At 70.8% G+C, this 14,743-nt stretch carries 14 protein-coding genes; all 14 read left to right on the top strand.

Going from position 1 to position 14,743, the window contains the following annotated elements; translation table 11 throughout:
* Positions 1–10: 10 nt before the first annotated feature.
* Positions 11–751, top strand: coding sequence for a molecular chaperone (locus RAB70_RS10720; protein ID WP_148828520.1), 741 nt, complete (start codon positions 11–13; stop codon positions 749–751).
* The gene (locus tag RAB70_RS10715; RefSeq protein WP_265531486.1) at positions 702–3,065 is read left to right on the top strand and encodes a fimbria/pilus outer membrane usher protein; all 2,364 of its coding nucleotides are present in this window, start codon (positions 702–704) and stop codon (positions 3,063–3,065) included. Before RAB70_RS10720 ends, RAB70_RS10715 begins: the two co-directional genes overlap by 50 nt.
* Positions 3,062–4,084: a spore coat U domain-containing protein gene (locus RAB70_RS10710; protein ID WP_148828518.1), complete on the top strand. Its 1,023-nt coding sequence runs from the start codon at positions 3,062–3,064 to the stop codon at positions 4,082–4,084. The genes RAB70_RS10715 and RAB70_RS10710 overlap by 4 nt, the downstream gene beginning before the upstream one ends.
* Positions 4,085–4,165: 81 nt before the next feature.
* Entirely contained in the window at positions 4,166–4,486 is a 321-nt protein-coding gene (locus RAB70_RS10705; RefSeq protein ID WP_148828517.1) for a hypothetical protein, read from the top strand.
* On the top strand, positions 4,486–5,202 hold the full coding sequence (locus RAB70_RS10700) for a molecular chaperone (RefSeq protein ID WP_148828516.1): 717 nt from the start codon (positions 4,486–4,488) through the stop codon (positions 5,200–5,202). The genes RAB70_RS10705 and RAB70_RS10700 overlap by 1 nt, the downstream gene beginning before the upstream one ends.
* 275 nt (positions 5,203–5,477) lie before the next feature.
* The gene (rpsB, locus tag RAB70_RS10695) at positions 5,478–6,275 is read left to right on the top strand and encodes a 30S ribosomal protein S2 (RefSeq protein WP_017908839.1); all 798 of its coding nucleotides are present in this window, start codon (positions 5,478–5,480) and stop codon (positions 6,273–6,275) included.
* Between the two features lie 151 nt (positions 6,276–6,426).
* On the top strand, positions 6,427–7,305 hold the full coding sequence (gene tsf, locus RAB70_RS10690) for a translation elongation factor Ts (protein ID WP_017908840.1): 879 nt from the start codon (positions 6,427–6,429) through the stop codon (positions 7,303–7,305).
* A 118-nt stretch (positions 7,306–7,423) separates the two neighbouring features.
* Complete coding sequence (locus RAB70_RS10685; RefSeq protein ID WP_148828515.1) at positions 7,424–8,920, top strand: GGDEF domain-containing protein; 1,497 nt, start codon at positions 7,424–7,426, stop codon at positions 8,918–8,920.
* A gap of 81 nt (positions 8,921–9,001) precedes the next feature.
* Positions 9,002–9,724: a UMP kinase gene (pyrH, locus tag RAB70_RS10680; protein WP_010344040.1), complete on the top strand. Its 723-nt coding sequence runs from the start codon at positions 9,002–9,004 to the stop codon at positions 9,722–9,724.
* Positions 9,725–9,920: 196 nt separating this feature from the next.
* Complete coding sequence (frr, locus tag RAB70_RS10675) at positions 9,921–10,478, top strand: ribosome recycling factor (RefSeq protein WP_010344041.1); 558 nt, start codon at positions 9,921–9,923, stop codon at positions 10,476–10,478.
* A gap of 38 nt (positions 10,479–10,516) precedes the next feature.
* Complete coding sequence (gene uppS, locus RAB70_RS10670) at positions 10,517–11,257, top strand: polyprenyl diphosphate synthase (RefSeq protein ID WP_017908842.1); 741 nt, start codon at positions 10,517–10,519, stop codon at positions 11,255–11,257.
* Positions 11,254–12,078, top strand: a complete 825-nt coding sequence (locus tag RAB70_RS10665) for a phosphatidate cytidylyltransferase (RefSeq protein ID WP_017908843.1) — start codon at positions 11,254–11,256, stop codon at positions 12,076–12,078. The genes uppS and RAB70_RS10665 overlap by 4 nt, the downstream gene beginning before the upstream one ends.
* A 4-nt stretch (positions 12,079–12,082) precedes the next feature.
* Positions 12,083–13,288: a 1-deoxy-D-xylulose-5-phosphate reductoisomerase gene (gene dxr, locus RAB70_RS10660; RefSeq protein WP_148828514.1), complete on the top strand. Its 1,206-nt coding sequence runs from the start codon at positions 12,083–12,085 to the stop codon at positions 13,286–13,288.
* A 26-nt stretch (positions 13,289–13,314) separates the two neighbouring features.
* Complete coding sequence (rseP, locus tag RAB70_RS10655) at positions 13,315–14,673, top strand: RIP metalloprotease RseP (RefSeq protein ID WP_017914566.1); 1,359 nt, start codon at positions 13,315–13,317, stop codon at positions 14,671–14,673.
* Positions 14,674–14,743: the final 70 nt, after the last annotated feature.

Below are 14,743 nucleotides of genomic sequence, written 5' to 3'. Positions count from 1 at the left end.
AGCCGCCTGCATGCGTTTGCGACTGCCTTCCTTCCTGCGCCTGCCGGCACTCGCCGCGCTGTGGCTGGCGGCGGCCGGCGCGGCTGCCGCCGCGAGCCTGCAGGTGGCGCCGACCTCGGTGTCGCTGCGTGCCGAGGAGACCGCGCAGGGCCTGTGGCTGAGCAACAGTGGCGACGTGCCGCTGCGCGCGCAGGTGCGCGTGTTCCGCTGGCAGCAGCGCGACGGCGAGGATGTGCTCGACCCCAGCGACCGCATCGCGCTCAGCCCGCCGATGCTGCAACTGGCGCCGCACGCGCGGCAACTGGTGCGGGTGATCCGCCTGGATCCCGCGCCCGCCGCCGGCGAGGACGCCTATCGCATCCTGGTCGACGAACTGCCCAGCCAGGATGCCGGCGGCAACGCCAGCGCCGGGCTGCAGTTCGTGCTGCGCTATTCGGTGCCGGTGTTCCTCAAGCCGGCCGCGACCACGGCGCCGGCACTGCGCGCGCGGCTGCTCCGCGACGGCGCGGGGGCGGCGCTGGAAGTGCGCAATGAGGGCAACGGCCACGCGCAGCTTGTGGACCTGCAGTTCGTCGCCGGCGACGGCCGCCGCAGCGCCATCGCCGAGGGCCTGGCCGGCTACGTGCTGCCGGGCCAACGCAAGCGCTGGCCGCTGCCGGCGGCGCTGGCGCAGACCCAGGGAACGTTCGAGGCAAGGATCAATGGCGAGCCGCGCGCGCAGTCGCTGTTCGTGGACGCCGCGGCGCCCTGAACTGCTGCTGGCGCTGTGGGTCGGCAGCGCCGCGCTCGCCGTCGCCCAGCCTCAGCCCCCGCCCGAGGCGACCGCTCCGGCGCAGGAGACCCTGTACCTGGAGGTCACCCTGAACCAGACCCGCCAGCCCGGCCTGTTCCAGTTCCAACGCGACGGCGAGCAACTGCGCGCCAGCGCCGCCACCCTGCGCCAGCTCGGCCTGCGCGTGGACGGCAGCGACGCCAGCGCGGCGATCGCCCTGGGCGACCTGGACGGCGTGCGCTTCCGCTACGACGCCAGCCTGCAGCAGGTGACGATCGACGCGCCGGTGGCGCTGCTGGACGTCGCCACCACCCGCATCGACGCGCGCGGCGGCGTGCCGTCGCTGCCGGCGACCAGTTCACCCGGCGCACTGCTCGACTACGACCTCTACGCCAGCCGCCAGGGCGGCGCCAGCAATCTCACCGCCAGTGGCGAGCTGCGCGTGTTCGGTCTGGGCCAGGGCCTGCTGCGGCAGTCCTTCGTCGGCCGCGTGTACCGCGAGCCGCAGCAGGACTGGCGTGCTCAGACGATCCGCCTGGACACGCAATGGCAGTGGTCGCTGCCCGAGCGCATGACCAGCGTGGTGCTGGGCGACACCTTCAGCAGCAGCACCAGTTGGAGCCGCACCGTGCGCCTGGGCGGCGTGCGGGTGGGCAGCGACTTCGGCCTGCAGCCGTATCGCGCGATCACCCCGTTGCCGGAATTCCTCGGCGAAGTGGCGGTGCCGTCCAGCGTGGACCTGTACGTCAACGGCATCCGCCAGTACGGCGCGCAGCTGCCGGCCGGGCCGTTCCAGCTGTCCGCCGCGCCGGGCGTGGACGGCGCCGGCAATGCCCAGGTGGTGATCACCGACGCCTACGGCCGCACCCGCTCGCTGGCCTTTCCGTTCTATGCGACCCAGGATCTGCTGGCCAGCGGCCTGACCGACTGGTCGCTGGCGCTGGGCCGGGTGCGCGAGGCGTACGGCGTCGCCGATTTCGCCTATGCCGGCGACACCGTCGGCAGCGCCAGCTGGCGGCGCGGCCTCGGCCCGCGCTTCACCGCCGAGGCACATGCCGAGGCCGGCGCCGGCGTGCGCAACGCCGGGGTCGGCGGCCTGTGGCTGTTGCCGCGCGCCGGCGTGTTCGGCGCCTCGCTGGCGCACGGCGGTGCGGCCGGCCAGCAAGGCCTGCAGTACGCGTTGAGCTACCGCTGGAACAACGGCCGCTTCAACCTGGCGATGGATACCCAGCGCGCGCAATCCGGCTACCGCGACGTGGCCGCGCGCTACGGCGCCGCGCCGCCGCGGATCAGCGAGCGCGCCCTGTTCGGCAGCACCTGGGACGGCGTCGGCAACATCGCCCTGAGCTACGTGCGCCTGGCCTACCCCGACAGCGGCGACCAACGCTACGCCAGCCTGTTCTGGACCCGAGCCCTGCCGCGGCAGTCGTCGTTGAACCTGAGCATCAACCAGAACCTGGACCAGGTCCGCGACCGCAGCGTGTACCTGGGCTGGTCGATCGCGCTGGACGGCCGCCGCCAGGCCGGCGTCGCCGTGCAACGCATCGGCGCGCGCACCAGTGCGACGGCCGACCTCAGCCAGGCGGCCGCCGCCGACGGCGGCAGCGGCTGGCGGCTGCAGGCGCGCGGCGGGCAGGACGGCGGCGGCGGCCTGGCCGAGGCCAGCTGGCGTGGCGACAGCGCCCGCTACGCCAGCGGCATCGCCAGCGCCGGCGGCCAGCGCTACGCCTATGCGGAAGCGTCGGGCGGCGTGGCCTGGATCGGCGGCGGCTGGTTCCCTGGCCGCGATCTCGACCAGGCCTTCGCCCTGGTCTCCACCGGCGGCGTCGCCGACGTGCCGGTGCTGCTGGAGAACCGGCCGATCGGCCGCACCGATGCGCGCGGTTTCCTGCTGGTCACGCCGCTGCTGGCCTGGCAGCACAACCGGCTGTCGATCGATCCGATGCGCCTGCCGCCCGAGTTGCGGCCGGAGCAGGTCGACCAGATCGTGGTGCCGCGCGATCGGACCGGGGTGGTGGTGGCGTTCCCGATCCGCCGCAGCGACGGCGTGCTGGTGCAACTGCACGACGCCGCCGACGCGCCGCTGCCGGTCGGCAGCCGGGTGCATGGACCGGGCGTCGACACCGTGGTCGGCTACGATGGCCAGGCCTATGTGGAAGGGCTCGCGCCCGGCCGCAACGACCTGGAGGTGGACATGCAAGGAAGCCACTGCCGGTTCCGGATCGAGCGCCCGACGCAGGCGCCGCCCACCCGGCTGGGTCCGCTGCGCTGCCTGCCGGAGCGCACGCCGTGAGCGCGCGCGCCTGGCGGATATGGCTGCCGGCGCTGCTGCTGGTGGCCGCGGCGCTGCTGCCGCAGCGCGCTGCCGCGACCACCACCTGTACCGCGCAGGCCACGGCGGTGAGCTTCGGCACCCTCTCCGACACCGCCGTCACCGACGCCACCGCACAGATCCTGGTGACCTGCCAGACCGGCGCGATCAGCGTGCTGGGCACGATCTACGTACGCATGTGCCTGAACATCGGCGAGGGCGCGCAGGGTGCCGGCCTCGGCATCACCCCGCGGCGCATGCTCAACCCGCTCAACGACAGCCTCGGCTTCCAGCTCTACCGCGACAGCGCGCGCAGCCTGATCTGGGGCAGCGCGCTGAGCGGTTCCACCCCACTGCAGGTGGACCTGACCTACTCGTCGCTGGCGACCGGCGGCAGCGGCACCGGCACCTACACCATCTATGCGCGCGTCCCGTTGCAGAGCGGTATCGCCACCGGGGCCTACCAGAACAGTTTCAGCGGCGTGTACACCAACCTGCAGTATCGCTACGACGAGCCGTTGGTCGGCAACCCCGCGGTGATTCCCACCTCCTGCACCACCGGCGGCAAGGGCGGCGGCACCTCGGTGCAGTTCCCGTTCGTGGCCAGCGCCACCGCCGCACCGACCTGCACCATCGCCAGCATCGCCGACCTGGACTTCGGCACCCAGTCCGGCCTGATCGACAACCCGCTGAACTACACCACCGTGCTCAGCATGAACTGCCGCTACCGCACCGCCTGGCAGGTGAGCCTGGACAATGGCCAGAACGCCAGCGGCAACGTGCGCCGCATGCGCAGCGCCAGCGGCCAGTACCTGACCTATGAGCTGTACCGCGACGCTGCGCGTACCCAACGCTGGGGCAGCACCCTGAATAGCGATACCCAGACCGGCACCGGGACCGGCAGCGCACAGACGCTGACCCTGTACGGGCAGGTCCCGGCCCGGCAGACGCCCGCCCCGGGCAGCTACAGCGACGTGGTCAAGGTCACCGTCACCTACTGAGGCCTGAACAGCGCCAGCGTGCCGGTCAAGTTGTCGTGGCGAGGGCCGCTATTGGCTGTGTCCTCCCCGGAGTTCCGCTCGATGACTGCGCCGTTCCTGCGACCGCTGCTGCTGGCGAGCCTGTGCGTGGCCGGCGTCGACGCGGCGGCGCAACCCGCCGTCGGCACCGGCGGCACGATGTTGCGGATCGGTATCCGTATCGAACGCAGTTGCGAGATCGGCGCCCCGGCGCGTCCGCAGCCCGGGGCACTGCCGACGGTCGCCTGCAACCGCCCGCTGGCCTACCAGGTCAGCATCGACGGCACACCCGCGCCCGGCGCCGGCATGGCGTTGGCCTTGAGCCTGCCCGCCGCCGGCATCACGCCGGGCACGTCGGCGGGCTACGCCACGGTCGCGTTCTGATGGGCAGCGCGCGCGCGCGCCTGCTGCCGGCGCTGCTGCTGGCGCTGGCCGGCAGTGCCGGCGCGGCCGGGGTGCGGATCAGTCCGACCCTGGTGCAACTGGCACCCGGCGAGACCAGCACCGAGATCTGGCTGAGCAATACCCAGGACCGCCGCTGGCAGGCGCAGGTCACGGTGTACCGCTGGCGGCAGAGCGACGGGATGGACGACCTGGAGAGCACCGACGAGGTCCGCGCCAGCCCGCAGTCGATCGACATCCCCGCGCAGGGGCGGCAACTGCTGCGGCTGGTGCGTACCGGCCCTGCGAGCGCCAACGAAGGCGCCTACCGCCTGGTGCTGGAGGAACGCACCGCCCCACCCGACACCGGCGCGCCCGCCACGCAGGGCGCTCCGTTGCTGCTGCGCTATTCCACGCCCGTGTTCCTGAGCCCTGCGGACCCGGCAGCCGCACCGCGCCTCAGCACCCACCTGATCGCCGGCGCGCGCGGGCCGGAGCTGGTGGTGCACAACCGCGGCAGCGCCCACGCCCGGCTCAGCGACCTGAGCTTCGTCGGCGCCGACGGCCGCATCCAGACCCTGTTCCCCAGCCTCGCCGGCTACATCCTGGCCGGCGACTACAAGCGCTGGCCGCTGCCGGCCGCCGCGGCCGCGCCCGGCGGCCGCTTCGCGGCGCGGCTCGACGACCAGGCGCCACTGCAGGCTCTGCCCGCCGAGTGAACCGCCCGGCGCATTGCGCCACCGCCGTCCGCCAGGTATAGTGCGCGGCTTCGTCGTGCCTGTCATCGGCCGATGGACCGTCCACGCCGGACGCACCGGCGAATTCACACCTGCCGCCATCGCCCGTGCCGGGGTGCTCCGCAAGGAGTTCGGCCACGGAGGCGGCAGGGAGGCCCAACCCCGGAATCGTCGTGCGGCCCGCAAGGCCGCCGTCATGCGCGCGCTTCACCCATTCCTGCCCGCGCACGGCCGGTTCCCCATCAGGAGTCACTGCAATGCCTCAGGTCACCATGCGTCAGATGCTGGAAGCCGGCGTCCACTTCGGCCACCAGACCCGCTACTGGAACCCCAAGATGGCGCCGTACATCTTCGGCGCGCGCGGCAAGATCCACATCATCAACCTCGAGAAGACGGTTCCGCTGTTCAACGACGCGATGAACTTCATCTCCAGCGTCGCGCAGAAGCGCGGCACCATCCTGTTCCTGGGCACCAAGCGCAGCGCCCGCGACGCGGTGAAGGAAGAAGCCGAGCGTTGCGGCCAGCCGTTCATGACCCAGCGCTGGCTGGGCGGCACGCTGACCAACTTCCGCACCGTCAAGCAGTCGGTGGCGCGTCTGAAGGAGCTGGAAGCGGCCGAAACCGACGGCACCTTCGACAAGCTGGTCAAGCACGAAGTGCTGACCCTGCGCCGCGAGCGCGACAAGCTGGAAGCCTCGCTGGGCGGCATCAAGGAAATGAACCGTCTGCCGGACGCCCTGTTCGTCATCGACATCGGCCATGAAGACATCGCCATCAAGGAAGCCAAGAAGCTCGGCATCCCGGTGATCGCGGTGGTCGACACCAACTACAACCCGGACCTGGTCGACTACGCCATCCCGGGCAACGACGACGCCATCCGCGCCGTGCAGCTGTACGCCCGTGCCGCCGCCGACGCCGTGCTGGAAGGCAAGGCCGCTGCGCCGAACGCCGCCAGCGTGCGCGAGGAAGAGTTCGCCGAGGGCGGCGACGACAAGGGCCGCGGCCCGCGCAAGAACGGCAAGAAGGCCGAAGAGACCGCTCCCGCCGCCGAGTAACCGGCGCGCCATGCGGCTGCGCGATCATGCGCAGCCGCCGCCCGGCGCGTTCGGCGCGCCCGGCTTCGCGAGCGCCGCCTGCGGCGCCCGCTTCCCAGATCTACCGGCCGGCCGCAAGCCGGCCTTTTCCCACCTTTCGTGAGGACATCCCGTGGAAATCACTGCTTCCCTGGTCAAGGAACTGCGCGAGCGCACCGGCGCCGGCATGATGGAGTGCAAAAAGGCACTCACCGAGAACGCCGGCAACATCGACAACGCCGCCGAGTGGCTGCGCAAGTCGGGCCTGGCCAAGGCCGACAAGAAGGCCGACCGCGTCGCCGCCGAAGGCCGCATCGCGATGGCGCAGGACGGCGGCAAGGCGGTCCTGGTCGAAATCAACTCCGAGACCGACTTCGTCGCCAAGGACAACAATTTCCTGGCCTTCACCGACGCCGTCGTCCAGGCCGCCCTGGCCTCCGGCGCCGCCGACGTGGAGGCGCTGAAGAGCGCCAAGCTGCCCAGCGGCGAGACCGTCGAGGAAGCCCGTGCCGCGGTCATCGCCAAGGTCGGCGAGAACGTGCAGGTGCGCCGCCTGGTGCGCATCGACAGCGCCAACAACGTCGCCGCCTACGTGCACGGCGGCCGCATCGGCGTGCTGGTCGAGGTCAAGGGCGGCGACGCCGACCTGGCCCGCGGCATCGCCATGCACATCGCGGCGATGAACCCGCCGCACGTCAAGGCGTCCGACGTCCCGGCCGAGTTCGTGGCCAAGGAAAAGGAAATCGAGCTGGCCAAGATGTCGGAGAAGGACAAGGCCAAGCCGGCCGACATCCTGGAGAAGATCATCAGCGGCAAGATCGCCAAGATCGTCAACGAGGTCACCCTGTACGGCCAGCCCTACGTGCTGAACACCGACCAGACCGTGGAGCAGGCGGTGAAGGCCGCCGGCGCCGACGTGGTCGGCTTCCAGCGCCTGGCCGTGGGCGAAGGCATCGAGAAGGTGGTGGAAGACTACGCCGCCGAAGTGATGAAGCAGGCCGGCCTGGCCTGATCCCGCTCCCGGGAAGAAAAGAGCCGCGCTTGTCGCGGCTTTTTTTTTACGGGTGTACGCTGCGCAGGCCGGGACAGGCCGCTCCCCCACCTCTCATTCCATGCCGTATCGGAAGTGCATGCATCCTGAACTCGAAGCGATCCTGAGTCACTCCCGCGACCTGCCCTCGCCCCCCGGCGTTGCCTTGCGCATCATCGAACTGGCGCAGGATGCGGACGTGGACCTGGCCGCGACCGCCGATGCGATCGCCATGGACATGGCACTGAGCGCGCGCATGCTGCGCATCGCCAACTCCCCGCTGTACGCCAGCCGGCGCCGCGTCGACAACCTGGGCCAGGCGCTGACCATGCTCGGCCTCAACGCCGCGCTGAGCCTGGCCCTGGGCTTCTCGATGGTGCAGAGCCTGCGCGGCGGCAGCGGCGAGCCGCAGGAACGGCTGTGGCGACGCAGCGTGCTGGCGGCGCTGGCCAGCCGCCTGCTCGGCCAGGCCGCCGGGCTGCGCAAGCACGAGGAATTGATGCTGGCCGGGCTGCTGCAGGACATGGGCGCACTGGCCCTGCTGCACGTGTGCCACGACCAGTACGCCGCCCTGCTGCACGAGGCGGCTGGCGATCCGCAACGGCTGAGCGCGCTGGAGCGCGAGCACCTGGGCGCCGACCGCGCGGAGGTCGGTGCCTGGCTGGCGCAGAAATGGAAGCTGCCCGCCTACCTGCAGCGCAGTATCGGCGGCGGCGGCACTGCCGGCGCCGCGACCGAACCCTTCGACACCTGCGTGCGCCTGTCCGGCGCCGTCGCCGACATCTGGCTCGGCGACGATCCTGAAGCCGCGCGCACCCACGCCATGCAGTGCGCCTATCGCGACCTGCAACTGGACAGCCGCCGCTTCGACGAGGTGGTGGGCCACATCGCCGAGGCGCTGCCGGCGGTCAGCCCGATCTTCGACGTGCGCATCGCGCAGCCGGAACGGGTCGACGCGATCATCAGCCATGCCCGCGAGCTGATGGTGCTGCGCAACCTGCGCGAAGTGCAGGAAGCCAACCGCGTGCGCCAGCGCGCCGACGAGTACGAGCAGCACGCACGGCGCCTGGCCGAACAGGCCAGCCGCGATGCCCTCACCGGCGTGTTCAACCGGCACCAGCTGGACACCTTGCTCAAGCAGCAGTTCGAGCTGGCCAATCGCCACGACTGGCCGCTGTCGGTGGCCTTCATCGACCTGGACGATTTCAAGAAGATCAACGACGCGCACGGGCACCTGGTCGGCGACCAGGTCCTGCGCGCATTCGCGCAGACCCTGCAGCCGATGCTGCGCGCCAGCGACACCGTGGCGCGCTTCGGCGGCGAGGAATTCCTGGTGCTGTTGCCCAACACCGGCGAAGAGGCCGCGCTGGGCGTGATGCGGCGCATCCTCGCCGAGATCGCGCAGCGGCCGATGGCCGACACCAAGCAGGGGCCGCTGCACATCAGCTTCTCCGCGGGCGTGGCCACCCAGGGCGGCCGCGAGCGTTTCAACAGCGCGCAGGAACTGCTGCAGGCGGCCGACGACATGCTGTACAGCGCCAAGCACGGCGGTCGCAATCGCGTCACCGCGCGTTCGTCCGGCGAGGCGCAACGCTGAAGCATCGCCGGCGGCACAGACGCGCTGGCGCGCATCGGCTAAAATCGTGTGGTTTGCCCGTCATCCCCCAACGAGGTCGCCATGTCCCAGCTCGCCTATCGCCGTATCCTGTTGAAACTGTCCGGCGAAGCGCTGATGGGAGACGGGGACTACGGCATCGACCCGAAGATCATCAATCGCCTCGCCCATGAGGTGATCGAGGCGCAGCAGGCCGGCGCGGAAGTGGCGCTGGTGATCGGCGGCGGCAACATCTTCCGCGGCGCCGGTCTGGCCGCCAACGGCATGGACCGGGTCACCGGCGACCACATGGGCATGCTCGCCACCGTCATCAACGCGCTGGCGATGCAGGACGCGCTGGAAAAGCTCGGCGCCAAGGTGCGCGTGATGAGCGCGATCAAGATCAACGACGTGTGCGAGGACTTCATCCGCCGCCGTGCGATCCGCCACCTGGAAAAGGGCCGCATCGCGATCTTCGCCGCCGGCACCGGCAACCCCTTCTTCACCACCGACTCCGGCGCCGCGCTGCGCGCGATCGAGATCGGTGCCGACCTGCTACTGAAGGCGACCAAGGTCGACGGCGTGTACGACAAGGACCCGAAGAAGCACGCCGACGCCGTGCGCTTCGACAGCCTGACCTACGACGAGGTCATCGCCCGCAACCTGGAAGTGATGGACACCGCCGCCTTCGCCCTGGCCCGCGACAGCGACCTGCCGCTGCGCATCTTCAACATGGGCCAGCCCGGCGAACTGCTGAAGATCCTGCGCGGCGCCGAGATCGGCACGTTGGTGAAGGGGCGGGGCTGAAAAGCCGGGAATGGGGAATCGGGATTAGGGAATCGCCACAGCGTTGCGCACTGCAGCATTGGCGCTGGCCACGATTCCCCGCCAGATTGGCGTTCAGTTGGGCGCGCCGGAATCCGCCCTTGCCATTCCCCATTCCCGATTCCCCACTCCCGGCAGGCTATAATCGTCCGATTCAGATTCAGCACGGACACCGGCGATGCTCAACGAAATCAAGCAAGACGCACAGACCCGCATGGCCAAGAGCATCGACGCGCTGCGTCATGCGCTCATCAAGGTGCGCACCGGCCGCGCGTCGACCGCCTTGGTCGAGCACCTGAAGGTCAACTACTACGGCTCGGACATGCCGCTGAGCCAGGTCGCCAGCGTGGCCGTCGCCGACGCCCGCTCGCTGACCATCACCCCGTGGGAAAAGCAGATGGTCGGCGCGGTCGAGAAGGCGATCCTGGCCTCGGACCTGGGCCTGACCCCGAACACCGCCGGCACCACCATCCGCCTCAACCTGCCCGCGCTCACCGAGGAGCGCCGCCGCGAGCTGTCCAAGGTCGTGCACGGCGAAGGCGAGGACACCAAGGTGGCGATCCGCAACATCCGCCGCGACGCCAACCAGCAGGTCAAGGATCTGTTGAAGGACAAGAAGGTCACCGAGGACGAGGCCCGCGCCAGCGAGGACGACATCCAGAAGCTGACCGACAAGGCGATCAAGGACGTGGACGACGTGGTCAAGGGCAAGGAACAGGAACTGATGGCGGTCTGAGCCTGCGCCTGCCGGCCATGCCTTCCGACCCCATCCCCATGTCCCTGCCCCGCCACCTGGCCATCATCATGGATGGCAACGGCCGCTGGGCGCAGCGCCGCCGCCGGCCGCGCGTGATCGGCCACCGCGCCGGCGCCCGCGCGGTCAACCGCACCATCGACTTCTGCCTGGAGCGCGGCATCGGCGCGCTGACCCTGTTCGCCTTTTCCAGCGAGAACTGGGGGCGCCCGCAGGAGGAAGTGGACGCGCTGATGAAGCTGTTCCTGCACGCGCTCGACCGCGAGGTCGAGGAACTGCAGCGGCGCGGCGTGCGCGTGCGCTTCATCGGCGACCGCGCGCGCTTCGCGCCGTCGCTGTGCGAGCGCATGGCCCAGGCCGAGGCGCGCACCCGCGACAACCAGGCGCTGCACCTGTCGATCGCCGCCAGCTATGGCGGCCGCCAGGACATCGCCCTGGCCGCGCGCGCGCTGGCCGAGGACGTCGCCGCCGGACGCCTGCGCCCGGAGCAGATCGACGAGGACGCGCTGTCGGCGCGCATGGCGCTGGCCGACCTGCCGCCGCCGGACCTGTTCATCCGCACCGGCGGCGACCTGCGCATCAGCAACTTCCTGCTGTGGCAGCTGGCCTATACCGAACTGTGGTTCACCGAGACCCTCTGGCCCGAGTTCGGCCCCGAGGTGCTGCAACAAGCCCTGGACGACTACGCCCGCCGCGAGCGGCGTTTCGGCCTCACCAGCGCGCAGGTCGCCGAAGCGGCGACGGAGAACGTTTCCGCATGACCCGTACCCGCGTCATCGCCGCGCTGATCATGGCCCCGCTGGCCATCTGCGCCATCCTGCTGCTGCCGACCCAGTGGCTGGTCGCGCTGGCCGCCCTGATCTTCCTGATCGGCCTGTGGGAATGGCTGAAGCTGGCCGAGGTCGACGACACCCTGCCGCGCACCATCCTGCTGATGCTCAACCTGCTGCTGATGGTGCTGCTGGTGTGGGCCTCGGCCGGCTCGCTGGTGCTGTTCCAGCTGACCACCCTGATCGGCGCCGGCTGGTGGTGCGTGGCCTTGCTGTGGCTGGGCTTCTACCGCTTCGGCTCCGACCACGCCACCTACGCGCGGGTGTTCAAGCTCGCCGCCGGCACCCTGGCGATCGTGCCGGCCTGGGCCGCGCTGGGCCTGATCCACGCCAGCGAGCCGAACGGCCACCGCTGGCTGCTGACCGCCCTGGCGACGGTGTGGGCCGCCGATTCCGGCGCGTATTTCGCCGGCCGCCAGTTCGGCAAGCACAAGCTCGCGCCGCGGATCAGCCCCAACAAGACCGTGGAAGGCCTGGTCGGCGGCCTGCTGGCCGGCCTGATCGTGGCCGCCGGTTTCGGCTGGCTGGCCGGGGTGACCCTGCCGCACCTGCCCGGGCTGCTGATCGTGGCCGCGGTCAGCGTGCTGGCCTCGGTGGTCGGCGACCTGTTCGAGAGCCTGCTCAAGCGCCACGTCGGCGCCAAGGACTCGGGCAACGTGATTCCCGGTCACGGCGGCGTGCTGGACCGGATCGACGGCGTGCTGGCGGCGCTGCCGATCTTCGCGCTGGGCAAGGACATCTTCGGGTTCTGAGCCAGTGAACACGCAACGCAGCAAGACCCCAGCGGTCCGCACCATCGCCGTGCTCGGCGCCACCGGCTCGATCGGTGCCTCGGCGCTGGACGTGATCGCGCGCCATCCGCAGCGCCTGCGCGCCGGCGTACTGGCAGCCGGGCGCAACGTCGACGCGCTGCTGGCGCTGTGCGCCACGCACCGTCCCGCGCATGCGGTGATCGCCGATCCGGCGCTGTACCCGGCGCTGCGCGACGGCCTGCGTGCGGCCGGGCTGTCGACCCAGGCGCATGCCGGCGACGCCGCACTGGACCAACTGGTGGCCAGCGACGCCTGCGACAGCGTGGTCGCCGCCATCGTCGGCGCGGCCGGCCTGGCCTCGACCCTGGCCGCGGCCCGTGCAGGCAAGCGCCTGCTGCTGGCCAACAAGGAAGCGCTGGTGCTGGCCGGCGAACTGGTCACCGCCGCGGCGGCCGCGGCCGGCGCCGAGATCATCCCGATCGACAGCGAACACAACGCCATCTTCCAGTGCCTGCGCTCGCGCCAGACCGGTGCCGAGGTGCGGCGGGTGCTGCTGACCGCCTCCGGCGGCCCGTTCCGCGGCTGGGACCGCGCGCGCCTGCAGGCGGTGACCCCGGCGCAGGCCGTGGCGCACCCGAAGTGGTCGATGGGGCCGAAGATCTCCGTCGATTCGGCGACGTTGATGAACAAGGGCCTGGAGGTGATCGAGGCCCACCACCTGTTCGCGCTGGCGCCCGAGCGCATCGAGGTGCTGGTGCACCCGCAGAGCCTGGTGCATTCGCTGGTCGAGTTCATCGACGGTTCGACCCTGGCGCAGATGGGCCTGCCGGACATGCGCACCACCCTGGCGGTGGGCCTGGGCTGGCCGGACCGCATCGCCTCCGGGGTCGCCGGGCTGGACCTGCTGACGCAGGGCCGGCTGGATTTCGAGGCGCCGGACCTGGACGCTTTCCCCTGCCTGGGCCTGGCCTGGCACGCGATGCAGGCCGGCGGCAGCGCCCCGGCGATCCTGAACGCGGCCAACGAAGTGGCTGTTTCAGCCTTTCTTCAGGGCCGGATCGGTTTCCTATCGATTCCTGCGCTGGTCGAGAACGCCCTGACCGAGCTGCCTGCGGTCGCGGCCGATTCCCTGGACGCGTTGCTGGCGGCGGATGCGCACTCGCGCAAGATCACCGAACTCGCCATTGCCCGCCACTTCGCCCATGCTTGATCCCCACGCCGCCATGAGCCACGCGCATGGGTAATGTCGTCGGCTCCATCTGGTGGATGCTGGTCAGCCTGGGCATCCTGGTGACCTTCCACGAGTTCGGCCATTTCTGGGTCGCCCGCCGCTGTGGGGTCAAGGTGCTGCGCTTCTCGGTGGGCTTCGGCAAGCCGCTGTGGTCGCGCTACGATCGCCACGGCACCGAGTTCGCGATCGCCGCGATTCCGCTCGGCGGCTACGTGAAGATGCTCGACGAACGCGAGGGCGAGGTGGCCCCGGCCGAGCGTGCGCAGGCCTTCAACAACAAGAGCGTGTGGCAGCGCATCGCCATCGTCGCCGCCGGCCCGATCGCCAACCTGATCCTGTGCGTGGCGTTCCTCTGGGCGATGTTCGTGATCGGCAAGCAGGACTACGCGCCGATCGTCGGCCGCGCCGAGGGCCTGGCGCAGCAGGCCGGGTTCCAGCCCGGCGAGCGCATCGTCCGCGTCGGCGACCGCGACGTCGCCACCTGGAGCGAGGCCGCCATGCAGTTGACCGTCGCCGCCATGGACCGCGAGGACGTGCCGGTGCAGACCGAGGACGCGCAGGACGGCGCCAGCCATACCCGGACCCTGCGCCTGTCGCAGTTGCCGGTCGGCTTCGACGAGCAGCAGGTGCCGGCCCTGGCCGGCCTGACCTGGCGCTTCACCCTGCAGCCGGCGGTCATCGCCAACGTCACCGCCGGCTCGGCCGCCGACGGCGTGCTGCGCCCCGGCGACCGCGTGCTGGCGGTGGACGGCACCCCGATCACCAGCGCCGACCAGGTCGCACCGCAGGTGCAGGCCCTGGGCCGCGGCGGCGGCAACGGCCTGATCGAGGTCGAGCGCAACGGTGAGCGCCTGGCCCTGGACGTCCATCTCAAGCAGGCCGCCGGCCCCGGCGCGCCGCGCTGGACGCTGGGCGTGGCCATCGGCGAGCAGCGCCGCCCGGCCTACGACGCCACCCTGCGCTACGGCCCGCTGGCGGCGATCCCGGTCGCCTTCCGCGAGACCGGCCGGCTGGCCGGCGACACGCTCGGCATCCTGCGCCGCATGCTGACCGGCGAGGCCTCGCTGAAGAACGTGTCCGGCCCGATCACAATCGCCAAGGTCGCCAACGTCTCGGCCAAGCAGGGCCCGGACTGGTTCCTGAATTTCCTGGCGCTGCTGTCGCTGAGCCTGGCGATCATGAACCTGCTGCCGATCCCGATCTTGGACGGCGGGCACTTGCTGTATTACCTTATCGAGTTGGTCAAGGGCAGCCCGCTGAGCGAGCGCGCCATGGCGGCGGGGCAATTCGTGGGCCTGACGTTGCTGGCAGGACTGATGGGGTTGGCGTTCTACAACGACCTCTTCGGCCAGGCCCTGCGATGACCCGCGCCGATCCACTCGACCCGCTGTCGTCTTGCGCCGGCGCCCATGCAACAACGATATCGACCTCTAC

Source organism: Xanthomonas sontii (assembly GCF_040529055.1).
Classification (GTDB): domain Bacteria; phylum Pseudomonadota; class Gammaproteobacteria; order Xanthomonadales; family Xanthomonadaceae; genus Xanthomonas_A; species Xanthomonas_A sontii.
This window is presented reverse-complemented; position numbering and strand designations above follow the sequence as displayed.

Excerpts from the sequence above, each read along its gene's own strand:
- RAB70_RS10720 (WP_148828520.1), top strand. The coding sequence starts at position 11 with ATGCGTTTGCGACTGCCTTCCTTCCTGCGCCTGCCGGCACTCGCCGCG.
- RAB70_RS10715 (WP_265531486.1), top strand. The coding sequence starts at position 702 with ATGGCGAGCCGCGCGCGCAGTCGCTGTTCGTGGACGCCGCGGCGCCCT.
- RAB70_RS10705 (WP_148828517.1), top strand. The coding sequence starts at position 4,166 with ATGACTGCGCCGTTCCTGCGACCGCTGCTGCTGGCGAGCCTGTGCGTG.
- RAB70_RS10700 (WP_148828516.1), top strand. The coding sequence starts at position 4,486 with ATGGGCAGCGCGCGCGCGCGCCTGCTGCCGGCGCTGCTGCTGGCGCTG.
- rpsB (WP_017908839.1), top strand. The coding sequence starts at position 5,478 with ATGCCTCAGGTCACCATGCGTCAGATGCTGGAAGCCGGCGTCCACTTC.
- RAB70_RS10685 (WP_148828515.1), top strand. The coding sequence starts at position 7,424 with ATGCATCCTGAACTCGAAGCGATCCTGAGTCACTCCCGCGACCTGCCC.
- pyrH (WP_010344040.1), top strand. The coding sequence starts at position 9,002 with ATGTCCCAGCTCGCCTATCGCCGTATCCTGTTGAAACTGTCCGGCGAA.
- frr (WP_010344041.1), top strand. The coding sequence starts at position 9,921 with ATGCTCAACGAAATCAAGCAAGACGCACAGACCCGCATGGCCAAGAGC.
- uppS (WP_017908842.1), top strand. The coding sequence starts at position 10,517 with ATGTCCCTGCCCCGCCACCTGGCCATCATCATGGATGGCAACGGCCGC.
- RAB70_RS10665 (WP_017908843.1), top strand. The coding sequence starts at position 11,254 with ATGACCCGTACCCGCGTCATCGCCGCGCTGATCATGGCCCCGCTGGCC.
- rseP (WP_017914566.1), top strand. The coding sequence starts at position 13,315 with ATGGGTAATGTCGTCGGCTCCATCTGGTGGATGCTGGTCAGCCTGGGC.